Source organism: Pseudoalteromonas sp. 2CM39R, from assembly GCF_023161845.1.
In genome coordinates this window covers 518,642-537,217 of sequence record NZ_JALNTM010000002.1, presented here as the reverse complement: position 1 = coordinate 537,217, position 18,576 = coordinate 518,642, and the positions used below count along the sequence as shown (strand labels likewise).

Annotated in this window: 26 protein-coding genes; 25 read left to right on the top strand and 1 reads right to left on the bottom strand. The window is 42.8% G+C overall.

From position 1 onward, the window contains the following. Positions 1 to 21: 21 nt before the first annotated feature. The 25 genes from MTF66_RS06520 (at position 22) to MTF66_RS06400 (ending at position 18,100) form a co-directional block, all read left to right on the top strand. Complete coding sequence (locus tag MTF66_RS06520; protein WP_248526809.1) at positions 22 to 1,029, top strand: phage major capsid protein, P2 family; 1,008 nt, start codon at positions 22 to 24, stop codon at positions 1,027 to 1,029. 66 nt (positions 1,030 to 1,095) lie between these two features. Continuing rightward, positions 1,096 to 1,704, top strand: coding sequence for a hypothetical protein (locus MTF66_RS06515; protein WP_248526808.1), 609 nt, complete (start codon positions 1,096 to 1,098; stop codon positions 1,702 to 1,704). Between the two features lie 2 nt (positions 1,705 to 1,706). Then, on the top strand, positions 1,707 to 2,363 hold the full coding sequence (gene gpM / locus MTF66_RS06510) for a phage terminase small subunit (RefSeq protein ID WP_248526807.1): 657 nt from the start codon (positions 1,707 to 1,709) through the stop codon (positions 2,361 to 2,363). 108 nt (positions 2,364 to 2,471) lie between these two features. Continuing rightward, positions 2,472 to 2,921 (top strand): head completion/stabilization protein, encoded by a 450-nt coding sequence (locus MTF66_RS06505; RefSeq protein ID WP_248526806.1) that lies wholly within the window; start codon positions 2,472 to 2,474, stop codon positions 2,919 to 2,921. Continuing rightward, positions 2,918 to 3,400: a phage tail protein gene (locus tag MTF66_RS06500; RefSeq protein ID WP_248526805.1), complete on the top strand. Its 483-nt coding sequence runs from the start codon at positions 2,918 to 2,920 to the stop codon at positions 3,398 to 3,400. The genes MTF66_RS06505 and MTF66_RS06500 overlap by 4 nt, the downstream gene beginning before the upstream one ends. Beyond that, a complete protein-coding gene (locus tag MTF66_RS06495; RefSeq protein WP_248526804.1) occupies positions 3,397 to 4,053 on the top strand; it encodes a phage virion morphogenesis protein in 657 nt (218 codons plus the stop codon). Before MTF66_RS06500 ends, MTF66_RS06495 begins: the two co-directional genes overlap by 4 nt. 4 nt (positions 4,054 to 4,057) lie before the next feature. Continuing rightward, positions 4,058 to 5,164, top strand: coding sequence for a DUF2586 domain-containing protein (locus MTF66_RS06490; RefSeq protein ID WP_248526803.1), 1,107 nt, complete (start codon positions 4,058 to 4,060; stop codon positions 5,162 to 5,164). Between the two features lie 11 nt (positions 5,165 to 5,175). Further along, positions 5,176 to 5,625: a phage protein gene (locus MTF66_RS06485; RefSeq protein ID WP_248526802.1), complete on the top strand. Its 450-nt coding sequence runs from the start codon at positions 5,176 to 5,178 to the stop codon at positions 5,623 to 5,625. A gap of 12 nt (positions 5,626 to 5,637) precedes the next feature. Beyond that, positions 5,638 to 5,838, top strand: coding sequence for a TraR/DksA C4-type zinc finger protein (locus MTF66_RS06480; protein WP_130167137.1), 201 nt, complete (start codon positions 5,638 to 5,640; stop codon positions 5,836 to 5,838). Positions 5,839 to 5,842: 4 nt separating this feature from the next. Then, a complete protein-coding gene (locus tag MTF66_RS06475; RefSeq protein ID WP_248526801.1) occupies positions 5,843 to 6,391 on the top strand; it encodes a glycoside hydrolase family 108 protein in 549 nt (182 codons plus the stop codon). A gap of 10 nt (positions 6,392 to 6,401) precedes the next feature. Then, complete coding sequence (locus MTF66_RS06470) at positions 6,402 to 6,956, top strand: hypothetical protein (protein ID WP_065978201.1); 555 nt, start codon at positions 6,402 to 6,404, stop codon at positions 6,954 to 6,956. Next, entirely contained in the window at positions 6,953 to 7,207 is a 255-nt protein-coding gene (locus MTF66_RS06465; protein WP_065978200.1) for a hypothetical protein, read from the top strand. The genes MTF66_RS06470 and MTF66_RS06465 overlap by 4 nt, the downstream gene beginning before the upstream one ends. Continuing rightward, positions 7,204 to 7,467: a putative phage tail assembly chaperone gene (locus MTF66_RS06460; RefSeq protein WP_130167141.1), complete on the top strand. Its 264-nt coding sequence runs from the start codon at positions 7,204 to 7,206 to the stop codon at positions 7,465 to 7,467. The genes MTF66_RS06465 and MTF66_RS06460 overlap by 4 nt, the downstream gene beginning before the upstream one ends. Positions 7,468 to 7,508: 41 nt before the next feature. Continuing rightward, on the top strand, positions 7,509 to 7,658 hold the full coding sequence (locus MTF66_RS06455; RefSeq protein ID WP_248526800.1) for a hypothetical protein: 150 nt from the start codon (positions 7,509 to 7,511) through the stop codon (positions 7,656 to 7,658). Beyond that, complete coding sequence (locus MTF66_RS06450; RefSeq protein WP_248526799.1) at positions 7,655 to 9,409, top strand: phage tail tape measure protein; 1,755 nt, start codon at positions 7,655 to 7,657, stop codon at positions 9,407 to 9,409. The genes MTF66_RS06455 and MTF66_RS06450 overlap by 4 nt, the downstream gene beginning before the upstream one ends. Further along, positions 9,406 to 9,738, top strand: a complete 333-nt coding sequence (locus tag MTF66_RS06445) for a DUF2590 family protein (protein WP_248526798.1) — start codon at positions 9,406 to 9,408, stop codon at positions 9,736 to 9,738. Before MTF66_RS06450 ends, MTF66_RS06445 begins: the two co-directional genes overlap by 4 nt. A gap of 2 nt (positions 9,739 to 9,740) precedes the next feature. Then, complete coding sequence (locus tag MTF66_RS06440) at positions 9,741 to 10,937, top strand: baseplate J/gp47 family protein (RefSeq protein WP_248526797.1); 1,197 nt, start codon at positions 9,741 to 9,743, stop codon at positions 10,935 to 10,937. Continuing rightward, entirely contained in the window at positions 10,934 to 11,566 is a 633-nt protein-coding gene (locus tag MTF66_RS06435) for a phage tail protein (protein WP_248526796.1), read from the top strand. Before MTF66_RS06440 ends, MTF66_RS06435 begins: the two co-directional genes overlap by 4 nt. A 13-nt stretch (positions 11,567 to 11,579) precedes the next feature. After that, positions 11,580 to 13,907 (top strand): phage tail protein, encoded by a 2,328-nt coding sequence (locus tag MTF66_RS06430; protein WP_248526795.1) that lies wholly within the window; start codon positions 11,580 to 11,582, stop codon positions 13,905 to 13,907. Positions 13,908 to 13,911: 4 nt separating this feature from the next. Then, entirely contained in the window at positions 13,912 to 14,403 is a 492-nt protein-coding gene (locus MTF66_RS06425) for an adenine glycosylase (RefSeq protein WP_248526794.1), read from the top strand. After that, positions 14,403 to 15,092 (top strand): hypothetical protein, encoded by a 690-nt coding sequence (locus MTF66_RS06420; protein ID WP_248526793.1) that lies wholly within the window; start codon positions 14,403 to 14,405, stop codon positions 15,090 to 15,092. Before MTF66_RS06425 ends, MTF66_RS06420 begins: the two co-directional genes overlap by 1 nt. 2 nt (positions 15,093 to 15,094) lie before the next feature. Next, positions 15,095 to 15,856 carry a hypothetical protein gene (locus tag MTF66_RS06415; RefSeq protein WP_248526792.1) on the top strand — a complete coding sequence of 254 codons (762 nt, stop codon included), beginning with the start codon at positions 15,095 to 15,097 and terminating at the stop codon, positions 15,854 to 15,856. Positions 15,857 to 16,755: 899 nt separating this feature from the next. Next, positions 16,756 to 16,938, top strand: coding sequence for a hypothetical protein (locus MTF66_RS06410; protein ID WP_062564539.1), 183 nt, complete (start codon positions 16,756 to 16,758; stop codon positions 16,936 to 16,938). Positions 16,939 to 17,021: 83 nt separating this feature from the next. Beyond that, positions 17,022 to 17,606, top strand: a complete 585-nt coding sequence (locus MTF66_RS06405; RefSeq protein WP_248526791.1) for a hypothetical protein — start codon at positions 17,022 to 17,024, stop codon at positions 17,604 to 17,606. 113 nt (positions 17,607 to 17,719) lie between these two features. Beyond that, the gene (locus MTF66_RS06400) at positions 17,720 to 18,100 is read left to right on the top strand and encodes a hypothetical protein (RefSeq protein WP_119851957.1); all 381 of its coding nucleotides are present in this window, start codon (positions 17,720 to 17,722) and stop codon (positions 18,098 to 18,100) included. Positions 18,101 to 18,113: 13 nt separating this feature from the next. Here the strand turns inward: MTF66_RS06400 and MTF66_RS06395 are convergent, their stop codons facing one another. Next, positions 18,114 to 18,533, bottom strand: a complete 420-nt coding sequence (locus tag MTF66_RS06395; protein WP_175082211.1) for a hypothetical protein — start codon at positions 18,531 to 18,533, stop codon at positions 18,114 to 18,116. Positions 18,534 to 18,576 lie beyond the last annotated feature (43 nt).

Here is an 18,576-nt window from a genome sequence, read left to right as displayed (position 1 = left end):
CATAACAGAGCGAGATAAAGCATGCACTTAAATCAAACAGCCGCTGGGTTCTTACAAAAATACTCGGTGCAAGTAGCAAAAACATTTGGTGTAGAAGACGCATCACATAAGTTTGCTATTTCTGACCCAATGGAAACAAAGCTTCGTGCCGCGCTTTTAGAGTCGGTCGAGTTCTTACGCATGATCACCACCATGCAGGTGGACCAAATCAAAGGCCAAGTTGTAAAAGTAGGTAACTACGGTATTGCGACAGGTCGTAAAGCAGGTGGCCGTTTTACATCAGAGCAAGGCGTTGATGGCCATACCTATGAATTGGTTGAAACCGATTCATGTTCGGCAACAACATGGGCGCTTTTATCTACATGGGCTAATGCTGGTAACTTAAATGAGTTTATGAAGCTCATTAACCAAAATGCCACGCTACGTTTTGCACTCGATATGCTGCGCGTTGGCTTTAACGGTGTATCGGCTGAGGCCACATCAGACCCAGTTGCCAACCCAAATGGTGAAGACGTAAACAAAGGCTGGCACCAAATCGTTAAAGATAAAGCGGCTGATCAAATCATGACTGATCCTGTTTACTTTGACCCGGATGGTGCAGGCGATTACAAAACGTTAGACGCCATTGCTACTGAGCTTAAAAACACGCTTATTCACCCGTCATTACGTAATGACCCGCGTTTAGTTGTGCTAGTTGGTTCAGACCTAACGGCCACAGCTCAAACTCACATGATGAACCAAGCTGATAAGCCAAGCGAAAAAGTAGCCGCACAGCAAATGGATAAAAACATTGGTGGTATGCGCGCTTATACACCGCCGTTCTTCCCGGGCAAGCGCATTGCCGTAACGATTTTAAGCAACTTGCATATCTATACGCAAAAAGGCACAGCGCATCGCAAAGCCAAAGACGAAGAGGACCGCAAACAGTTTGAAAACTCATACTGGCGTAATGAAGGCTACGCAATCGAAGAGTTTGAAGCGTACGCGGCGATTGACGAAAGCGCAATGAACATTGGCGCCAAGCCATAAAAGTGATTAAGCAGCTAGGCGCTAACCGCCTAGCATTTTCTCAAATTATCAAAAGGTAACAGTGCCATGAGTGTCATTGCTGATTTTAAAAAACGCCGCCAAGCTGCTAAAGAAAAGCAAAAAGCAGTTTCTGAAACAGGCAAAAAACTAGTTGATACATTGAAAGGCTTGTCTGATGAAGCCAAAGAAAAAACCGCGCTTAAGTTGCTTGCGCAGTTACTTGGTTGCGATGAAGCTGACGCAATCAACATAGCTCAAGAATATGTTGATCAAAACATCACATTTTTTGACAAGGGCTTTGACCCTGCAAACGGTGAAGAACAAGCCGTGTTTGCAGAAGTAACGCTTGATGATGAAAACAATGTTGAAAGCGTTGAACTAAAGCACGTTGAAACTACAGCAGATGAGCTTAACACAAGCATAGCCAATGCTGACGATGCTGCAGAGTCATTAGCTGAAAGTGCTGAGCAAGCAATTAGTGCGGCAAGCAACATTGAAAGTGCCGCCGATAAAGCCAGCGATGCAGCAAGCGACCTAGCTTACAGCGCCGATGATATTAACCAAACGAACAGCGAGTTAAAGGAAGCGGTTGACGAGTTAAAAAAGCCGTCGGAGGAGCCAAAATCCTCCAATTCAAAGAGCAAAACGCAGCAAAAAAACAGCTCGAAAAAGTAAGCGTGTCGGGCAGTGGTGAATATGCACCCAGCCTGCACCTACAGCTAATTGAATTAGACGAAGACTTAAAACGACTAAAAGGCTTTGTGCGCCGAGCTGACAAAATAGCTCATAAACGCGATGTATTACTGCCTAAGTGGTTACCGATTGTTGAAGACTACTTAACGAAAGAAGGCAAACAAAATGAAGACAACCCGATTTTCTCGTATTGCACTGTATGGCTGTTTGATGTTGGCAACCTCAGTCGCGGCATCGAGCTTGGACTACGCGCCATTGAGCTTAACCAGCCCATGGTTAAAAGTATTCGCCGCCAGTGGCCTGGTTTTATTGCCGACACTGTTTTTGATTGGGCGCAAACGCAAGCAGAAAAAGGCCACAGTATTGAGCCTTACTTCGGGCAAGTGTTCAAGCTTGTTGCGGATCATTGGAAATTACCTGAGCAAGTTACGTCTAAATATTACAAATTTGCGGGCCTTGCGTTATTGCGCACGAAAAATGGCGAAGTTACGCCATCGCACGTTGGCGACTTGCAGCGCTTACAGCAAGCCGATGGCTATTTAGCGAAAGCGCAGGAGCTGCATAAACACGCACAAGTTAAAACCGTAAGAAACAAAATAGCGATGAGAATTAGAGCGCTTGCTGAGCTTAACGCACAGTAAGCAAACCGTCTCCAAACCCTCCAGTGCATTAGCTGAGTGTTTTAAAAGGCGACTTTTAAATAATCACTGTGACGCTAACTGCACTGACCCTATGCAAAGGTAAATGGCATGACATTCGGATTTGAACATACAGCAGATGACAGCATTGAAATTGATGCTGATAGCGGCTGGCCTGTGCTTAGCACAGAAGAGTTCCGTAATCATCGCCGCATACCTGAATATTATGAAGAAACGGTAATTGCTGATTCGCTCAACCGTAGTGTGTTAGAGGTTCAGCAGCAAATTAATAATTATATTGCGAAAGGTAACACGGATGTTTCTTTCACCCTGATTGATGGTGTGCCGCAGTTTAGCCAAAGCCAAGAAAGTGTTTACCGTTGCGCCGTGTATGCCCGTTCACACAGTGATCTTATGGGGTACTTTTCGGCGGTAGACCAAAAAGAAGCAGGCAATAACAAAGCTGAAGACGTTGAACAGCAAAATCAAATTCTAGCGCAATCAAACCGCAGTATTCGCTTATTGCTTGGTCTTGGCCGTGCGGGAGTGCATTCGCTATGAGCCAAACTATTAGCCAGTTACAGCAAGTATGCGAATTTTTAGTTGCCAGCTTAAATGGTGCTATTCGTAAGAACAATATTGATGCTTGGCAAGAACGCGGCAAGTTAATCATTTGCAATTCAGATCAAGGGCAAGACGGTTATTTAGTGGCGAGGTGGAAACACACGGCCATTATTGCAATTGAAAAATTCCCACATAAAAAGGTTAACCCCTACAACCTGTTTGCCATGGTATGCGCCTTTTTAATTGATAGCGGGTGGCAGCGAGACGAATTCGGTTTAGATGATCCCGAAATAGACATTGATTTAATTAGTGATGACAACGCCACGGTACTGATTGAATTAGAACTGATGGATGACATTGAGCTTATCCCTGATGACAGCGGGCCAGTGCAGTTTAATGGTGGTCGTTACTATGTGTCGCTTGCACCAATTAACGTGGCTGAAAATGTCGATGTTGATGTTGTGGGGCGCGCATGAGCATTGTGATCACCCCAAACAAACGCCAAGCACTCAGTGCTAAGCACCAACTACAGCTTTTAGCCTTACCAGCGGGTAAACGAGTGCGTGTTTTAAAAACACTCGGTCGTCACGAACGAGCGCTTGCTCGTAAGCGTATTCGCACTCAAACCACGGTAGATGGTGAGAAGTTTACGCCGAGCAAAAGCGGCAAAAAAGGCAAGCTACTTAAACGCCTAGGCCGAACACTTGAACCGTATGTGAAAAGCAACAACCGCTTAGAGCTAAAGCATAAAGCGGGTTTAACTGGGCGAATTGCTGCCATGCACCAAGAAGGTGGCAAAGAGCGAATGACAGCTAGCCGAATGGCACGAATTCACGGAAAGCCGGATTACAAAGCGCCGTGCACTCGCGGCCAAGCTAAAGCGCTGTCAGCTGAAGGGTTCAAAGTACCAAAGAGCAAGGGCAAAGGTTACCGCCGCGCCAGTGTTAAAGAGATTCAAGCGAGTTTAAATCACGGTAAAGCAACCTTGATGCTAAGCATATTACGTGACGAAAAACAGCGTAAAAGCTGGGATATCCCTGTTGATGCTCGACCATTTTTAGGTGACACCACCATAAACGTTCAGCGCGAACTCGCGCAGATATTAAACCAACTCAATAAACGAGGATAAGCCAATGCCACTCGGTAAAGTGCAAGTTAACAATTTGAATTTAGGGCAAGGTGACATTGAAGGTGTCGAACGACACTTCTTGTTTGTTGGCCGTGCCGGTTCAGTAGATGAAGAGAGCCAGCTATTTAGTGTTGGTGCACACACAGATTTAGATGATGCGTTTGCAGATAGCGCGTTAAGAACGCAAGTTAAAGCTGCACAACTTAACGCAGGCCAAAACTGGACCGCAGCGGTTTACCCGCTTGCAGAGGGTGAAAGCATCGTTGATGCGATTGATCGCGCAAACGAGGTACAAAGCTTTGAAATGGTGGTGGTATGTGACGAGCAGAACACTAGCGCAGGCCTTACCGATATCCATGACCACCTAACATCACTACAAGCCAAATTAGGTCGTTTTGTTTCTAGCTTAGTTGCGTTACCAGGTATTGATGTAGCAACACAAGCATGGGCAGCGTATGAAGCCGCAACCATTGCTATTCAAAATGGTATTGACGCGCATTTAGTGGTGCCAGTGCCACAGCTGCACGGCAATAACGTGGGTGTATTAGCTGGCCGATTATGTGACCGCAGCGTAAGCATTGCAGATAGCCCAATGCGTGTGGCAACAGGCAGTGTGTTAGGGCTAGGCGATGCACCGGTTGATACAGACGGCGAGCCGTTATCACTTGCCACATTAGAAACACTAGCCAATAACCGCATGAGTGTGCCGCAGTGGTACAGCGACTTTGAAGGTGTGTATTGGAGTGATGCACAAACGCTCGATGCAACTGGCGGTGACTATCAATACCTTGAACACTTGCGCCCAGTGCACAAAGCCAGCCGACAAGTGCGCGTATTAGCGATTCGTCGTGTTGCTAACCGTTCGCTTAACTCAACACCGAACAGCATTGAGTTAAACAAAGCGTATTTTATGAAGCCGCTACGCGAAATGAGTAAAAGCACAACTATCAATGGGACGGCGTTCCCTGGTGAAATCACACCACCTATTGAAGGGGACATCACCATTGAATGGACCAGCAATAAAAGCGTGGTTATTTACCTTATTTTGCGCCCATACAACAGCCCGAAAGAAATTACCGTCAACATCATGCTTGATTTAAGCAGCAACTAGGAGCAGCCATCATGCGTTTATCTGGAATGAATTTTAACGTCAACTTAGGTGACATTATGGTGCATGTGGACACGGCCACGTTATCGATCACCGATAACAGTGCGGTATCACAAACGGGCGGTGTACCCGATGGTGCGGTTGATGGTGATGTATCGGCAAATGGTGAGCTGTCAGTTAATGCGAGTAACTTTGCACTTATCTCAGATGCAGCGAAGAGCGCCGGTTCTTGGCGTGGTATGGAAACGTTCGACATCATGTTTTACGGCAAGACCTCAAAAGATGAAATGAAGGTTGAAGCATTTGGTTGCCGCATCAAGCTCAGTGACATTTTAGACATTGATAAAAAAGGCGGGCAATCAAGCTTATTTAAGATCCCGTTTGATGTAACGAGCCCTGACTTTGTTCATATCAATGGTGTGCCGTACTTACGCCCAGACGAAATCGAAAACATAGTGCAGTAAAGGTGAGCGTGAATGGATTTTATTGATCACCTAGTTATTGCACAGGAACGCGCTGAACAACGCTTTGTTGATCAGCGATTAAAAGGACTTAACAACAGCCACAAACTCAGTGCAACGGAATGCATTGAGTGTGGTGACCCAATACCAAAAGCACGGCAAAAAGCAGTACCAGGTGTGCAGCGCTGTGTTCCGTGCCAAGAGTTGAGCGAGTAGCAATATGAATGTATTAAAAATCAGACTGATTAAAGAGCTCATTGACCGTGAAGGGGGTTATGTCAATGACCCAACAGACCGTGGTGGTGAAACCATGTATGGCATTACCAAAGCCGTAGCACGTGACTTTGGCTACACAGGTGAAATGCAAGACATGCCATATCAGACTGCATTTTTAATACAAGATCAGCGCTACTGGTCACCGCTGAAATTGAGCAAGATAAGCGTGTTAAGTGAATCACTTGCCGAGCAGTTATTTGACTTTGCTGTTCATTCAGGTGTGAGCACCTCGGCTAAGGCATTACAAAAAGCGCTAAATGTGCTTAACAAATGCCAATCACTTTACCCAGATTTGGTGGTTGATGGCATACCTGGTAGCAGAACAATCAGTGCCTTAACTGACTATGCTGCAGTTCGAAAAAACAGAGGCCTTGATGTGTTGGCAGAAGCCGTTCGGGGGCAACGTATTAGCTTTTGTATTGACATAGCGGCCAACGATGAAAGCCAAGAGAAGTACCAGTTTGGTTGGTTAGACAGAATTGTGAACTTGTAAGGGGCAGCGTATGGAATGGCAAAAAATCGCAAACACTGTTGGTGGTATCGCTGGTGCTGTAGCTCCGTTATTGAGTGGCCCAGTTGGTTTAGCGGTCAGTATTGGTAGCCAAATTGCGGGAGCTTTAGGCACGGACAACACACCAGAAGCCGTTGCAGCAGAGTTAAAGAATAATCCTGATGCTGCTTTGACGTTGCAAGAGTGGGCGCATGCTGAGCGAGAGCAAATTCGCCAAGCGAATATTGAGTTGCAAAAAATTGCATTGGAAGAATACAAAGCCGAATTGCAAGACAGACAAAACGCTCGTAACGAGCATAAAGATCATTGGATGCCGTCTACGTTAACAATTCTATTGTTTGTTTTATTTTCGGCCGTATTGGGGGCGTTGTTTTACGGGCCTGATATTGAAAGAAATCGAGACTTAATTGTGTACTTGGTCGGTAATCTATTTGTGCTACTAGCAAATGCTGCTGCGTTTTGGTTAAGCGCAAATAAAAGCTCAAATGACAAGGATAAGCTAATGAGCCTAATGCAAAAAACAGCCAGTCAAGGAGCCGTTAAATGACCTTAACGAATTGGATTTTAGTGATCATCGGCATTGTAAGTTTAATTCTAACAGTCGTCATACCGATTATCGTTTACCTATTTAGCAGTAATGCAGCGACGCGCCAAGAGCTGGCGCAACACAAAACCCATGTCGCGGAATACTACGCGACCAAGGATGATGTAAAGGATCTTGGTGACCGCATGGAGCGGCAAATGAAACAGGGATTCGAACAACTTAAAGAATTACTTAATAGCAGGAATACAGCATGAACCAGATCATTACCCTAACCATTGGCAGTAAAGAATTTAAATTTAATGTAAGCACCAATGATTACAACGGCTATATCAACGACATTATGCCGAATAACAAGGTCGCACCTGCGCACAATCTAGTGATGCGCACAGTCGATGAAAGCAATAAAAAAGAGTTGCGAGAGTTAATTGATAAATCACCAGGTGCAGCACTGCAAATTGCAGGTTTATTGCAACAGGAGTTCGCGCCAGCGCTTGAGATCAGCGTAAAAAAATAGACGCGCTGGTTGAAGCCATTAGCAACAACCCGCTTGAGCAAATGTTGACGTTTCGCCGTCATCTTTTACCGCATGAAGATGACAGCGAACATAACTTAGCAAGGGCAGCATGGCTGATAAAACGCCAGCGTGAAGATTTAGAAGCCATTGTTATTAATGCCGTAGGCAAAGCCTTTGGGGGAAGTAAATGAGTTTACCGCAGCCACTTATGTTTACAGTGGGGTTGATTGACCAAATCACTAAACCCATTGCAAAAATAAGCCATAGCTTAAATGGTCTATCAAGTGACTACCAAACGGGCACCATGAAAATGGCGTCTGGTGTGGCAGGCATTGCGGCCAGCGGTTACGCATTACAAAACGCACTTATGCCCGCCATTGAAATGGATCGGGTACTGGGTGAAGTTAAATCTCTCGGTGTGCGTGAATCTGCATTAAAACAATTAACGGATACCTCTTATCAGTACGCCCTTAAATATGGCAAGTCTGCCACTGAGTTTGTGAGTTCAAGTTATGACATTCAAAGTGCGATAGCAGGGCTTAATGATGCTGATTTATCAGCGTTTACGATGTCGAGCAACGTTCTTGCTGCGGCGACTAAATCAGATGCAGCCACCATCACTAATTACATGGGCACTATGTACGGCATTTTTAAAAACCAAGCCGAAACCATGGGTAAAAGTGTATGGGTTGAACAAATAACAGGAATGACGGCGCAATCAGTTCAAGCATTTAAAACCACAGGTAGTGAGATGTCGGCGGCGTTTACTTCTCTTGGTGCTGATGCAAATAGTGCAGGCATTGCTGTGAATGAACAAATGGCAATTCTTGGCACATTACAAGCGACGATGTCGGGCAGTGAAGCGGGGACTAAATATTCCGCGTTTTTGGCGGGGGTAGGTAAAGCACAATCTGCTTTAGGACTGACCTTTACTGACAGCCAAGGACGCATGTTGCCTATGGTTGATATTTTAACGGAAATTCGTAGCAAATATGGTGATGTGATTGATGTTGCCGAAGGTGATCAACTTGCCAAAGCCTTTGGTTCAAAGAACGCGGTATCAACCATCAAGTTATTACTAACAGACATTAATGGCTTGAATGACTCAATTAACTCACTTGGCCAAGTAAACGGCATGCAAAAAGCCGAAGAAATGGCAATGGCCATGACTGACCAAAGCGAACGGTTAGCACAAAGCTGGTATGTGATACGTGCGGCATGGGGCGCAGCCATCTTACCCGCCTTTAATAATTTTGTGGGGCTTATAGCTGATATGGGCACCAATGTTGTGTGGTTTACTGAGCAGTTCCCAACCTTAACGCGGTGGATTGGCTATGCAGCGGTTGCAGTATTGGGGCTTGTTGCGGCAGGCGGTTTGTTCACTGTGATCATGGGCGCGAGCAAAATGGCTATGGTCGCATGGGGTGTTGCGGCAATGACATGGACAGGGATCACAACAGCATTAAGCGCAGGCTTAAGCACCTTACGCAGTGTGATGTTTGCTTTAAATATTGTGATGTATGCAAACCCGATTGGCTTAATTGTAGCGGCAATTGCTGCGGCAGTTGTGGCAGTCGGGGCACTGATTTATTACTGGGACGACTTAAAAGCTAGCTTTGCGGATATTAGCTGGATCAACGTTTTATTAACTGGCCTTGAATACGCATGGAAAGCGGTTGAAGTGTTATTTGCACCACTATTGTGGGCGCTTGAAGAGTTAGCCGACCTAGCAGGAATTGAGCTTGATACCAGCTTTGAAGGTATGAAAAAAATGATAGGCGTAGAAGCAATAGCCCCCCTTGAAGGCAAAACCGTAAAAGGCGGAATAACCCAACAGATCAGTAATGCCAACCAACAAAAATCAACCTCTGTTGGCACTGTGAATGTGTACCCAGCAAAAGGTGATAGCAGTTACATGAACTTTGTGGAGATGCATTCATGAGTCTTTACCGTGATCTTCACATTGAAAGTGGTGATGTGGTGTTAGATGCAGGCCACAACCCGCGTTATTTAGCTGACCGTGATGTGATAGCGCAAGATATTGTGCATGCCATTTTAGATACAGGCCTCGCCAATTTACTGGTAAGTGACAGAGGAACGAGTGTGACGAACGACACGAAAACACGCATCAAGCTGCTTGTTGAAGATGACGAACGGATCATGCCAGGCACAGTACAAGTGACCGAAAACGAAATTAAAAAAGGGCAATGGTGGGTGCATGCAAAAACCATTGATTTTGGTGATATTTCATCGTTGATCATAGGGGCGTAGTGATGGCTGATGAAACAGCGAACATTGATTTTAAGCGCATTGTAGAAAATGCGGGTATTCCAACCACTGAAGAGGGATGGAAAGCCTTATTCAAAGAAGACGTTGAAGCTGAGGGCAGTATTATTGCAAATGACTCGCCGTTCTCACCGTTTTGGCGTGTGATCAGCGCAATTGTAGCAAAGCCGACTAATTGGATAGTCAACAAGGTACTGATTGAAAAGATACTACCAAACCTGTTTTTAAAAACCGCCACTGACAGCGTGTTTATAGAAGCGAAAGCTTGGGAGCATGACCTAACACGTAAAAGTGAAGAACGTGCACAAGGTAAAGTGCGTTTCTATCGTGCTGCTCAAGCTGGCCCAAGCTTACTCATAAGCGCAGGAACCGTAGTGCAAACCGATGCAATTAACGGCACGGTGTATCGCGTGTTGACAATTGACGATGTAATTATGCCTGAAAACCAAGGCAGTATTTTAGTGCCGGTGATCGCTGAGTTTGCAGGTGCTGCGTATAACTTAGGCGCAGGGTATTACCATATATTACCCGAGTCGGTCACCGGAATTAGTAATGCACTTAATGATGATCAGTGGCTTGATGTATTGGGTGCAGATGCTGAAACAAACGAAGAGTTAAAACTAAGAACCCGCAACGCATTTACAGCTGCTGCACCTTGGCATATTGATGCGGTATATCGCGCTATGCTCACGGAACGTAGCGGCCTAGACACTGACAACATTTATTTTGAGCATGATGCGCCGCGTGGCCCAGGTACTGCAAATGCGTTTATTTTGTTAGATACAGGTGAGCCAAGCCAAGTACTTATTGATGACTTAAACGACTATGTCATGGCAAAAGGCTATCACGGCCATGGTGATGACTTACTGGTGTTGCCGATGCCAGGTGTTGATGTGGCTGTTGCAGTTACTATTTATCCGCATATCTATTTACTTGATAGTGAAGTAACAGCATTAATCAACGATGTTGAAAACTTTATCCGAAGTGCATTTAGAGAAAACACTGATTACTCAGTCACACGAACAAAACCACAAAGCAGATTTAGCTTTAGTCGTTTAGGCCAAGAACTGCATAGGGAGTTTGAGGGAATCGACTCATTGAGTTGGGGGCAAGGTGATATTACCAGTGAAAATGACGTTCCGCGCTTGGCATCATTAACAGTAACAGATGGTAATGCGTCATGAACATAGATTGGGAAGCCCTCACCAAAATGCCGTACTGGCTAGCGCGGCCAGCAAGTGAACTCGATAAGTTACGCAAAGGCGCGGTGCGATTTTGGCAGCGTGTAAGTGAAATGCTTACATGGCCTGCAAAGCAGCTAGACCCGATGACCGCAGAACTGTCTCTTGTGCATTTACTTGCATGGGAGCGAGATATTACGCAAATCCCAAATGAAACAGAGCAAACCTACCGAATCCGCGTTAAGTACGCGCTGCAATTTGCCAAAGGGGCAGGAACGCAAAGCGGCTGGTATTTCATGTTTGAGAAATTAGGCACACCGTGGATCACCATCGATGAGCGTGTGAGCGAAGTCGATTGGGACGTAGTGAGCCTGCAATTGTTGGATTCAGATTTAGCAGAGCGAAACCACCTAATTGACAATATTTGCAGGCAATACGGTCGAACCACTCGCCGCTATGAATACAGCACTATTGCAAGCATGCCGCTTGTCGCACCCCCTAATGACTTTTCACATGAAAACTTAACGGGTTTTGCAAAGTTAAGTGACGACATGAGTCCTAAATTAGGGCTAGCGGTAATGGACAACGAATCACATTTTATTATTGCAACAAATAAGCAGCTTATTAGCTAAAAGAGGAATTAACATGGCTTCAATTATTACAATCGCAGGTGAAAAACTTTTTGCTGCTAAAGCACAAGCTAATGAGCAGTTAGATATAGATACGTTTATTTTTGCGAATGTGCCAGGGCAAGACCCAACAGCACCGATTAATCGTGAAGAGGAACTACCAAGTGAACATGTTGTTCACCAACAAATCGTTCAGCAAGTTGGCCGTATAAATGACAATGTAGTGGTGTATTCGACGGTTCTTGATAGTGTGACAGGCCCGTTTGAATTTAACTGGGTAGGTTTGTATTCATCAGTGAACAACACTTTAGTTGCTATCAATCATATTCCGACTACACCAAAAACCGTGACGGCTGACGGTGTTGCTGGTAATACCTTAAACCGTAACTTTGGTATTGAGTACTCGGGTATTGCGGATCTTACAGGTATTGATGTTGCACCGGAAACTTGGCAGTTAGATTTTACTTCTAGGTTAAGCGGAGTAGATAAGCTAATTCAGAATTTAGCTTCAGATATTAATGGTAAGAATTGGTTCATTGGTGATGGTTTTAAAGTTGTGGAAAGAACAACTTTAAATTCATTCAAAGTACTTGCTGGCACAGGTTATGTGAACGGGCTAAGAGTAGAATTACTGGAAGATCATATTATTGCAGTCGAAGACTACCCTAAGGGAGTTTATCTAGAAGCGTGGTTTGATGGTGATGCAAGTAGTGTGTGGCAACCTAGATTTAATATAAATATTTCAAATAACCCTGATGAATTCACCGATGAGCAAGATAAAAAACACTACATAACAAAAATTGCTGAAATTAATCAATATAACAATGTTCAAGATTTAAGAAAAAAACCTACAAGTACAGAAGCAATTAAAAACGAAATAGATAGCCATATTAATGATGGCAAACATAACGCAAATTCAATCGGCTATAGAATTGGTGATTCATTAGATGATCTACAACGCGCAGCAATGGTTTATGAAAAAACGATTAATATTAAGATACCAACAGATTTTAGCGACTTGAATGAAGCCCTCAATAGTTTGAGCGGTGTTTCAACATCAGGTAAAACTGAGATTGTTATCAAAATAGAAAGTGGTCATAGGCTGACTAAAGGGATCAGTCAACATGGCAGAGATTTTTCTGATGTCAGAATAGTATCGGATGATGAAATTGTGTATCTAGATAATGATTTTGTTGGTGCAGATACTAGTAATGTACCTTCAGGGATTCTTGGTGAGACGCCTAGGGCACCATTAATCTTCGGATATAGAACTAAATTACCAACATTAGACTGCATCATTGATATGGAAAATAATCACGGTACTGGTATTCAAATGGCTGAAGCCGAGTGTGTTGTTAGCCAAGGTAAAGGGATTATTAATGCGGGCTTTAGAGGAATTCAAGTTCATGGGCGAGCAAACATTTATGGCGCAAACTTTAGTGGTTCATCTGGTATAGGTTTAAGAATGCAACAAGCTTCTAGTTGTAACGCCAGAAGTGCAATATTTGATAATTGTTGTAAAACACTTGAGCAAACTAATTCATCAATTTATGCATCACGTGGGTGTATTTTAGAGTTTAGAGGTGGTTCAGCAAAGAACTCGGGTGGTTTTGGTTTAATAGCAAGAAGATCACTTGTTAATGCAGATGATGCTGATGTAAGCGGCGCTGCAAAAGGTGGCATATTTGCAGAATCACAGGGAGCAAATGTTTCATTCTCAAATGGGAATGCACTGAATTGCGGATCATCTTCAGCTATTTATGCAGCAGCAGGTGGAGTAATTTGCGCTTACGCGGCTAAATTGTCGAGGCCAAGCGCACCACAGGCAACAATAAACCTAAATGGTGGTCAAATTTGGGTGAATGCAGGAACAGCAATAGATGGTGTGACAGGTGAAGAGATAATAATTCAGTCCTCTAATGCTAAATACTTAAACGCATTTTTTGAACGAGGCTGCATCATTTTCAATGATGGAGTAGGAACATTTGAAATTGGTGAAAATGAACTTGGCAAATTTGAGAAAAAATCAAATGGACAATTAAAAATTTGGACAACAAATGTAATCAATTTAGATTTAGCGCCAGAGCAGTGGAGTGGGCAATTACAACTTCCTGATTTGCCACATCCATTTTTAAATATAAATAATGTTGAAATATCAGTTGTTGGTAGAACCCAAGTTGATGCTGGAGGTTATAGAGTTGCGGTTTCAAGCTGGCATCGCCTGGTACCCAATACAAATGAATTTAAGGTGAAAAATGAAGGTGTAGAATTAAGCGGTGACGGGCAAAATATGGCAATTAAGTGCATTGAAATGAGAATGTGTGTCGAAGGTACTTGGAGATAGATAAATGCTAACTCTTAACTCGCTATCAATCGATCTTAAATCACTTCGCATCACGGCAAGCCAAGAGCTTGCCAGCGAAGATGCAAGCGGGCAAACCTCAAACACGGACAGCGCTGAGACGGGCATGAAAGCGAAAATGCTGACAGTGTCAGGACTAATCCCTTTTAAAAACGCACAAACACTCACTGATTTATACAACATGGCAGAAGCGAAAGAAGCTGGCGCCCGTGTAATTTACAGAATAAATAATATTACTGCTGAAGCAATTGGTATTAAGCAAGTACGCTTTAGTAGCAAGATTGAAGCAGTTGAGCAAGAAACAACGCGCCAGTGGATGGTCACGTTTACCCTTGCTGAATATCGTTCAGTACCACAAAAAGTAGAAGAGCGAACCACTGAGCCTACTGCGGTAGAGCAGGGCGGTACTAGCAATATTCGATACGCTAATTTACAGCAGCACCTGCAAGAAAACTTCGCTACTTTGAGGACTGTATAATGGCGGGTCCAAATGCCAGGTTTATTTCACGCGCGTATGTAAACGATCAGAAGGTGGAATTAAAAGACCACTGGATAGTGCTAAATGACTCAGCACCTGGTACGTGCCAGATAAATGTAAGGCAACGTGCAACAAAGCTCGATACTGTAAAAGTCGATCTTGGTTGGGGTGACATGGTCGATCGTGTCTTTAATGGCTATGTTGAGCGTGTTTTACCCAGCGTAAATGGCTGGTTCACGCTATTTTGTCGCGAATGGTCATCAGCGCTCATGTTTAATTTAAGTGTGATGTTACGCCATGTCACAATGCGCCAAGTTTTAAACGAGATAAGCAATCAAACAGGAATCGAGTTTGTGATACCCGATAAACCATATTCGGAATCAGCTGCACCATGCTTTTATAGCGATGGATCAGGGTTGTCTATGCTCGATAACATTGGCCGAATTTATAAAATTAGTGACTTTATTTGGTATCAGCAGGGTAATGGCAAAGTATTTGTTGGCAGTTATGCCGATTCGTTTTGGTCAGATAAGCCCGTCACAATTGCCACATCTTTAATGACAGAGCATCAAGCGGGTAAGTCGGCCATGATGCCAGCTGCACCCATGGTTCGCCCGCATGTAATGGCGAATAACGAGCGCCTGAGTAAAGTTGAGTTCAAAGAAACAAACATGACATTAAGTTGGTAACCATGGAAAAAGTAATTCATCGTATCGTGCGTCGGCTATTTCCAGAACTAACCAATCAGTTACATTTACCACGCTGGGGAAAGGTCGTTGCATTGCCGGAACTACCGACTGAAGAAGGGGAAAGAGGGAGTGACCCGTTTTACCCACGTTATGCGGTTGATGTTCAATTATTAGATGAGAACGGAACTGAAACCAAATCAAAAGTTTTACAGGCCGTGCCGCTACCTTTACCAGGCGCAGGAGATAAAGCAGGCCGGTTAGAGCCACCTGCACCAGGTAGCATAGTCGAGATAGGCTTTGCTTATGGCCGAGCAGATAAGCCATTCATTAGAACAGTACTACCATTTGGTTGGGACCTACCAGCAATCAAAGAAGGTGAAGTGAGAACACAGGTTCGTGAGGGTGTGTATCATCATGTTGACGAGCAAGGAAACTTTGAGAATAAAACTGATAAGTCATTAAAAGACATTATTGGTGAATTAGCGCAGCTTGAGTGCAAGGCTCGGCAAGTAATTGCCACAGAAGAGCAAATACATAAAAGCCCTAAAACATGGATAGGCAGTGAAAGTGAGAATGTACTTAAATTATTGTCAGAATTAATGGCAACAGTTCGAGCATTAGCAAATACATGCGCAACACATACACATAAGGGGGTTGCCACTGGCACTGGCAAGACAGAAGCACCAGAACAAGCTGGTGAATTTAGTGGTCAAGCATCCGAAGCAGAAGAACAAAAGGGAAGGCTAGACCCAATAACCAAATAGCACCACAGCCCAATAACCAAGCCCAGTTACCCGCTGGGCTTTTTAGTGCCCGCCATACACTGCAGTAAAGTTATCATCATCTATGTTGGCCACAAGCATTCTGGTCACGTAATTCAGCACCACGCAAAAACTTTCTCACGAAATCCGGACTCTTCCTTACCCTCCTGCGGGCTTTTTGGTGCAGTTTTTTTTCAGTTTTTGAGTACTACAGTTCATACCGCCAGCCAGCGCAGTATATATAGTTCTTAGCGGATCAAAGATCTGAAAAGATCGAATTTAATTTCAGTGTTTTGCAGTTTTGAGTTGTTTAAAACGTCATTTATATGACGTTAAACGACTAAATAACAACAAGTTAGCTGTTTTACGTCAGGTTTGAAAATGGATCCTATAAAAGCATAAGAAATTAAAATACATGAAAATCATATACTTAATAGATTTTAAAACTGAAATTTTCTAACGAAGAATTTGAGTGATTTTTTAGCTAAATACAAAGAGACAAAATAGAAGGTGTGTATGTATGTGTGTATAAAAAATATATTTTAAAAAATTAGATTGTTTATTTTCAAATGTTTATAAGGTTTTTTGTATAGTCGTGCCAATAAATTGTTGGTTGCTGTTGTTCTGGATATGCCATGCATTAAACCTTGCTAAGCGTAGGACCGCTTTGACTTATTTTTTGAATTAACAGAATTATGGCATAGAGCCTAGCTAGTTTATAGAGCTAAACGGTTTGATGCTGTTCAGCGTACGTTTTGCATACACGCTTAGTATAAAAAATGGCCTAACGGTTTAATTTTATGCTTATATAGGGTTTAGTCGTTAGTTTTTACCCAAATTTGTATTTTAGTGGCTCGGTATTTGCTAACGAAAACTATCTTTAACAATGAAGGAACAAAAAAATGACTTTATCAGCTTTATTACTATCTACTTTAGCATTCGACGCAGCACCAGCTCCTAGCTTTGATACTACAAAACTTCAAGGTACTGGTGGAATTATTATTCTAAACCCAAAAAAGAAAAATCAAGAATTACAGGGAACTGGTGGGATAATCATTCTTAACCCGAAGAAAAAAGAAAATTAATATAAAGTAAAGAAAACCAGCTAAGAGCTGGTTTTTTTTATGCTATAAGATTATGATTATGAACATCTTTAGTAGGATGATTCATGCAATATTTAGTCGAATTATACAATGAGTTGCTTGTAGCAACAGCTGTTCATGAAGTGTTTTCAGTGCAAGTTATCATTGCAATAAGTTATGCAGTTGCTTTAGTCCTATCATTTTATAGAGCACTACGAAATAGAGAGCTCTTCAGTGACTTCTTATCAATAGCCGTGGTTGTTTTTAAATATCAACTTACATCTCTACTGATGGAAAAAGTACTGATCTACGTGCAAGAAACCGGTGAAAGTGGAATTGCTCAAAATGTTTATCTGAGTGTGGCTGGGATAAACCTCTTAAGTTTATATATCCTATACAAATTGCATCAGCGATTCAGCTATAAGTATGGAGAGCTGTTTTTAAGTGTATTTAAGCTTACGATCGTAGTGACAATCGCGCATTTAATTGTTTGGGTTAAATTTGTTGTCTTAAACATTCAAGAAGAACACGCCTACATACACTACATGTATAGCTTTATTGTACTCTACATTAGTATTGTGCTCGCTGTTGTAATGTTGTTTCCGGGTCTTTTGAAAACCAAATTAAAACTATTACTTAGTCCAAGCTGGCCGTTTGGAACAAAAACTTAACATCAATTATTAGATGATTTTCAGTCTCATACTATCATTTATAATGCTTTTTCCTGATGTATTACGGACCAAGTTTGGGTGTATAGTAACATTTAGTTTACCGAGGGATCGTAATGCTTGAACTAATTTACATAGCCATTGCCGTTTTAGCCATCTTGCTGATTGCAAGTACATGGTTGATTGCGCGCAAAAATATCTTTGAAGATCAAATCAGATCTAAGTCTGTTGAGGTTGTTTGGTGCACGTTACAAGCCGAGCATGAAACAGATATCAGCAAAGCAATTAAACTATTTAATAAAGCTGAACAATTAAAGGGCGAAATTGCAACATTAATGGGCAATTCACCACACGCTGCACATTTTAAATTAGCAGAACCGACTGGGCTTGATAGCGATAAAATAAAGGAGTTATCGCTTGGGGAGCTGCAGCGATACTACGATAAGCAAAACAACATATCTGACATTTACGAGAAAATGTACAAAGGTAAGAATTAGTAAAAAAGCCAGGTTATTTAACCTGGCTTTGTATTTTGAGCTCTTTTGCTATTTGTTTTAGCTGAATATCTGCAAGTTGACTAAGTGCTTCTTGCGTTTGATTTTCACCCTTAATTAACCCCGCCATTGATAGCTTTTTTATACTCTTGATAATACCGTTACTCACTGCTTCTAATACCGGCCCATCGAGTGTAGCTGTGGTTTGGTTATTACCATTAAGTAGTGAATCAAAGCTAACCTCAGAAGCTTTAGCCACTTTATCAATTAACTCATAAGGAACAGTTGCAAGCTCAATACTTTGCTCACAAAAGCCACGTTGTAATGATAAATGTTGCTCTAATTCTAAATTATTTTGCACCTGGCAAAGCGTACATAAGCGCATAAAAATATCACTTACATGCTGTTGCTCAGTGCTAAGCGTTTGATTGAACATAGCATGTCCTTGCACTGCTTTTTTATTTATATTAAACGACTTT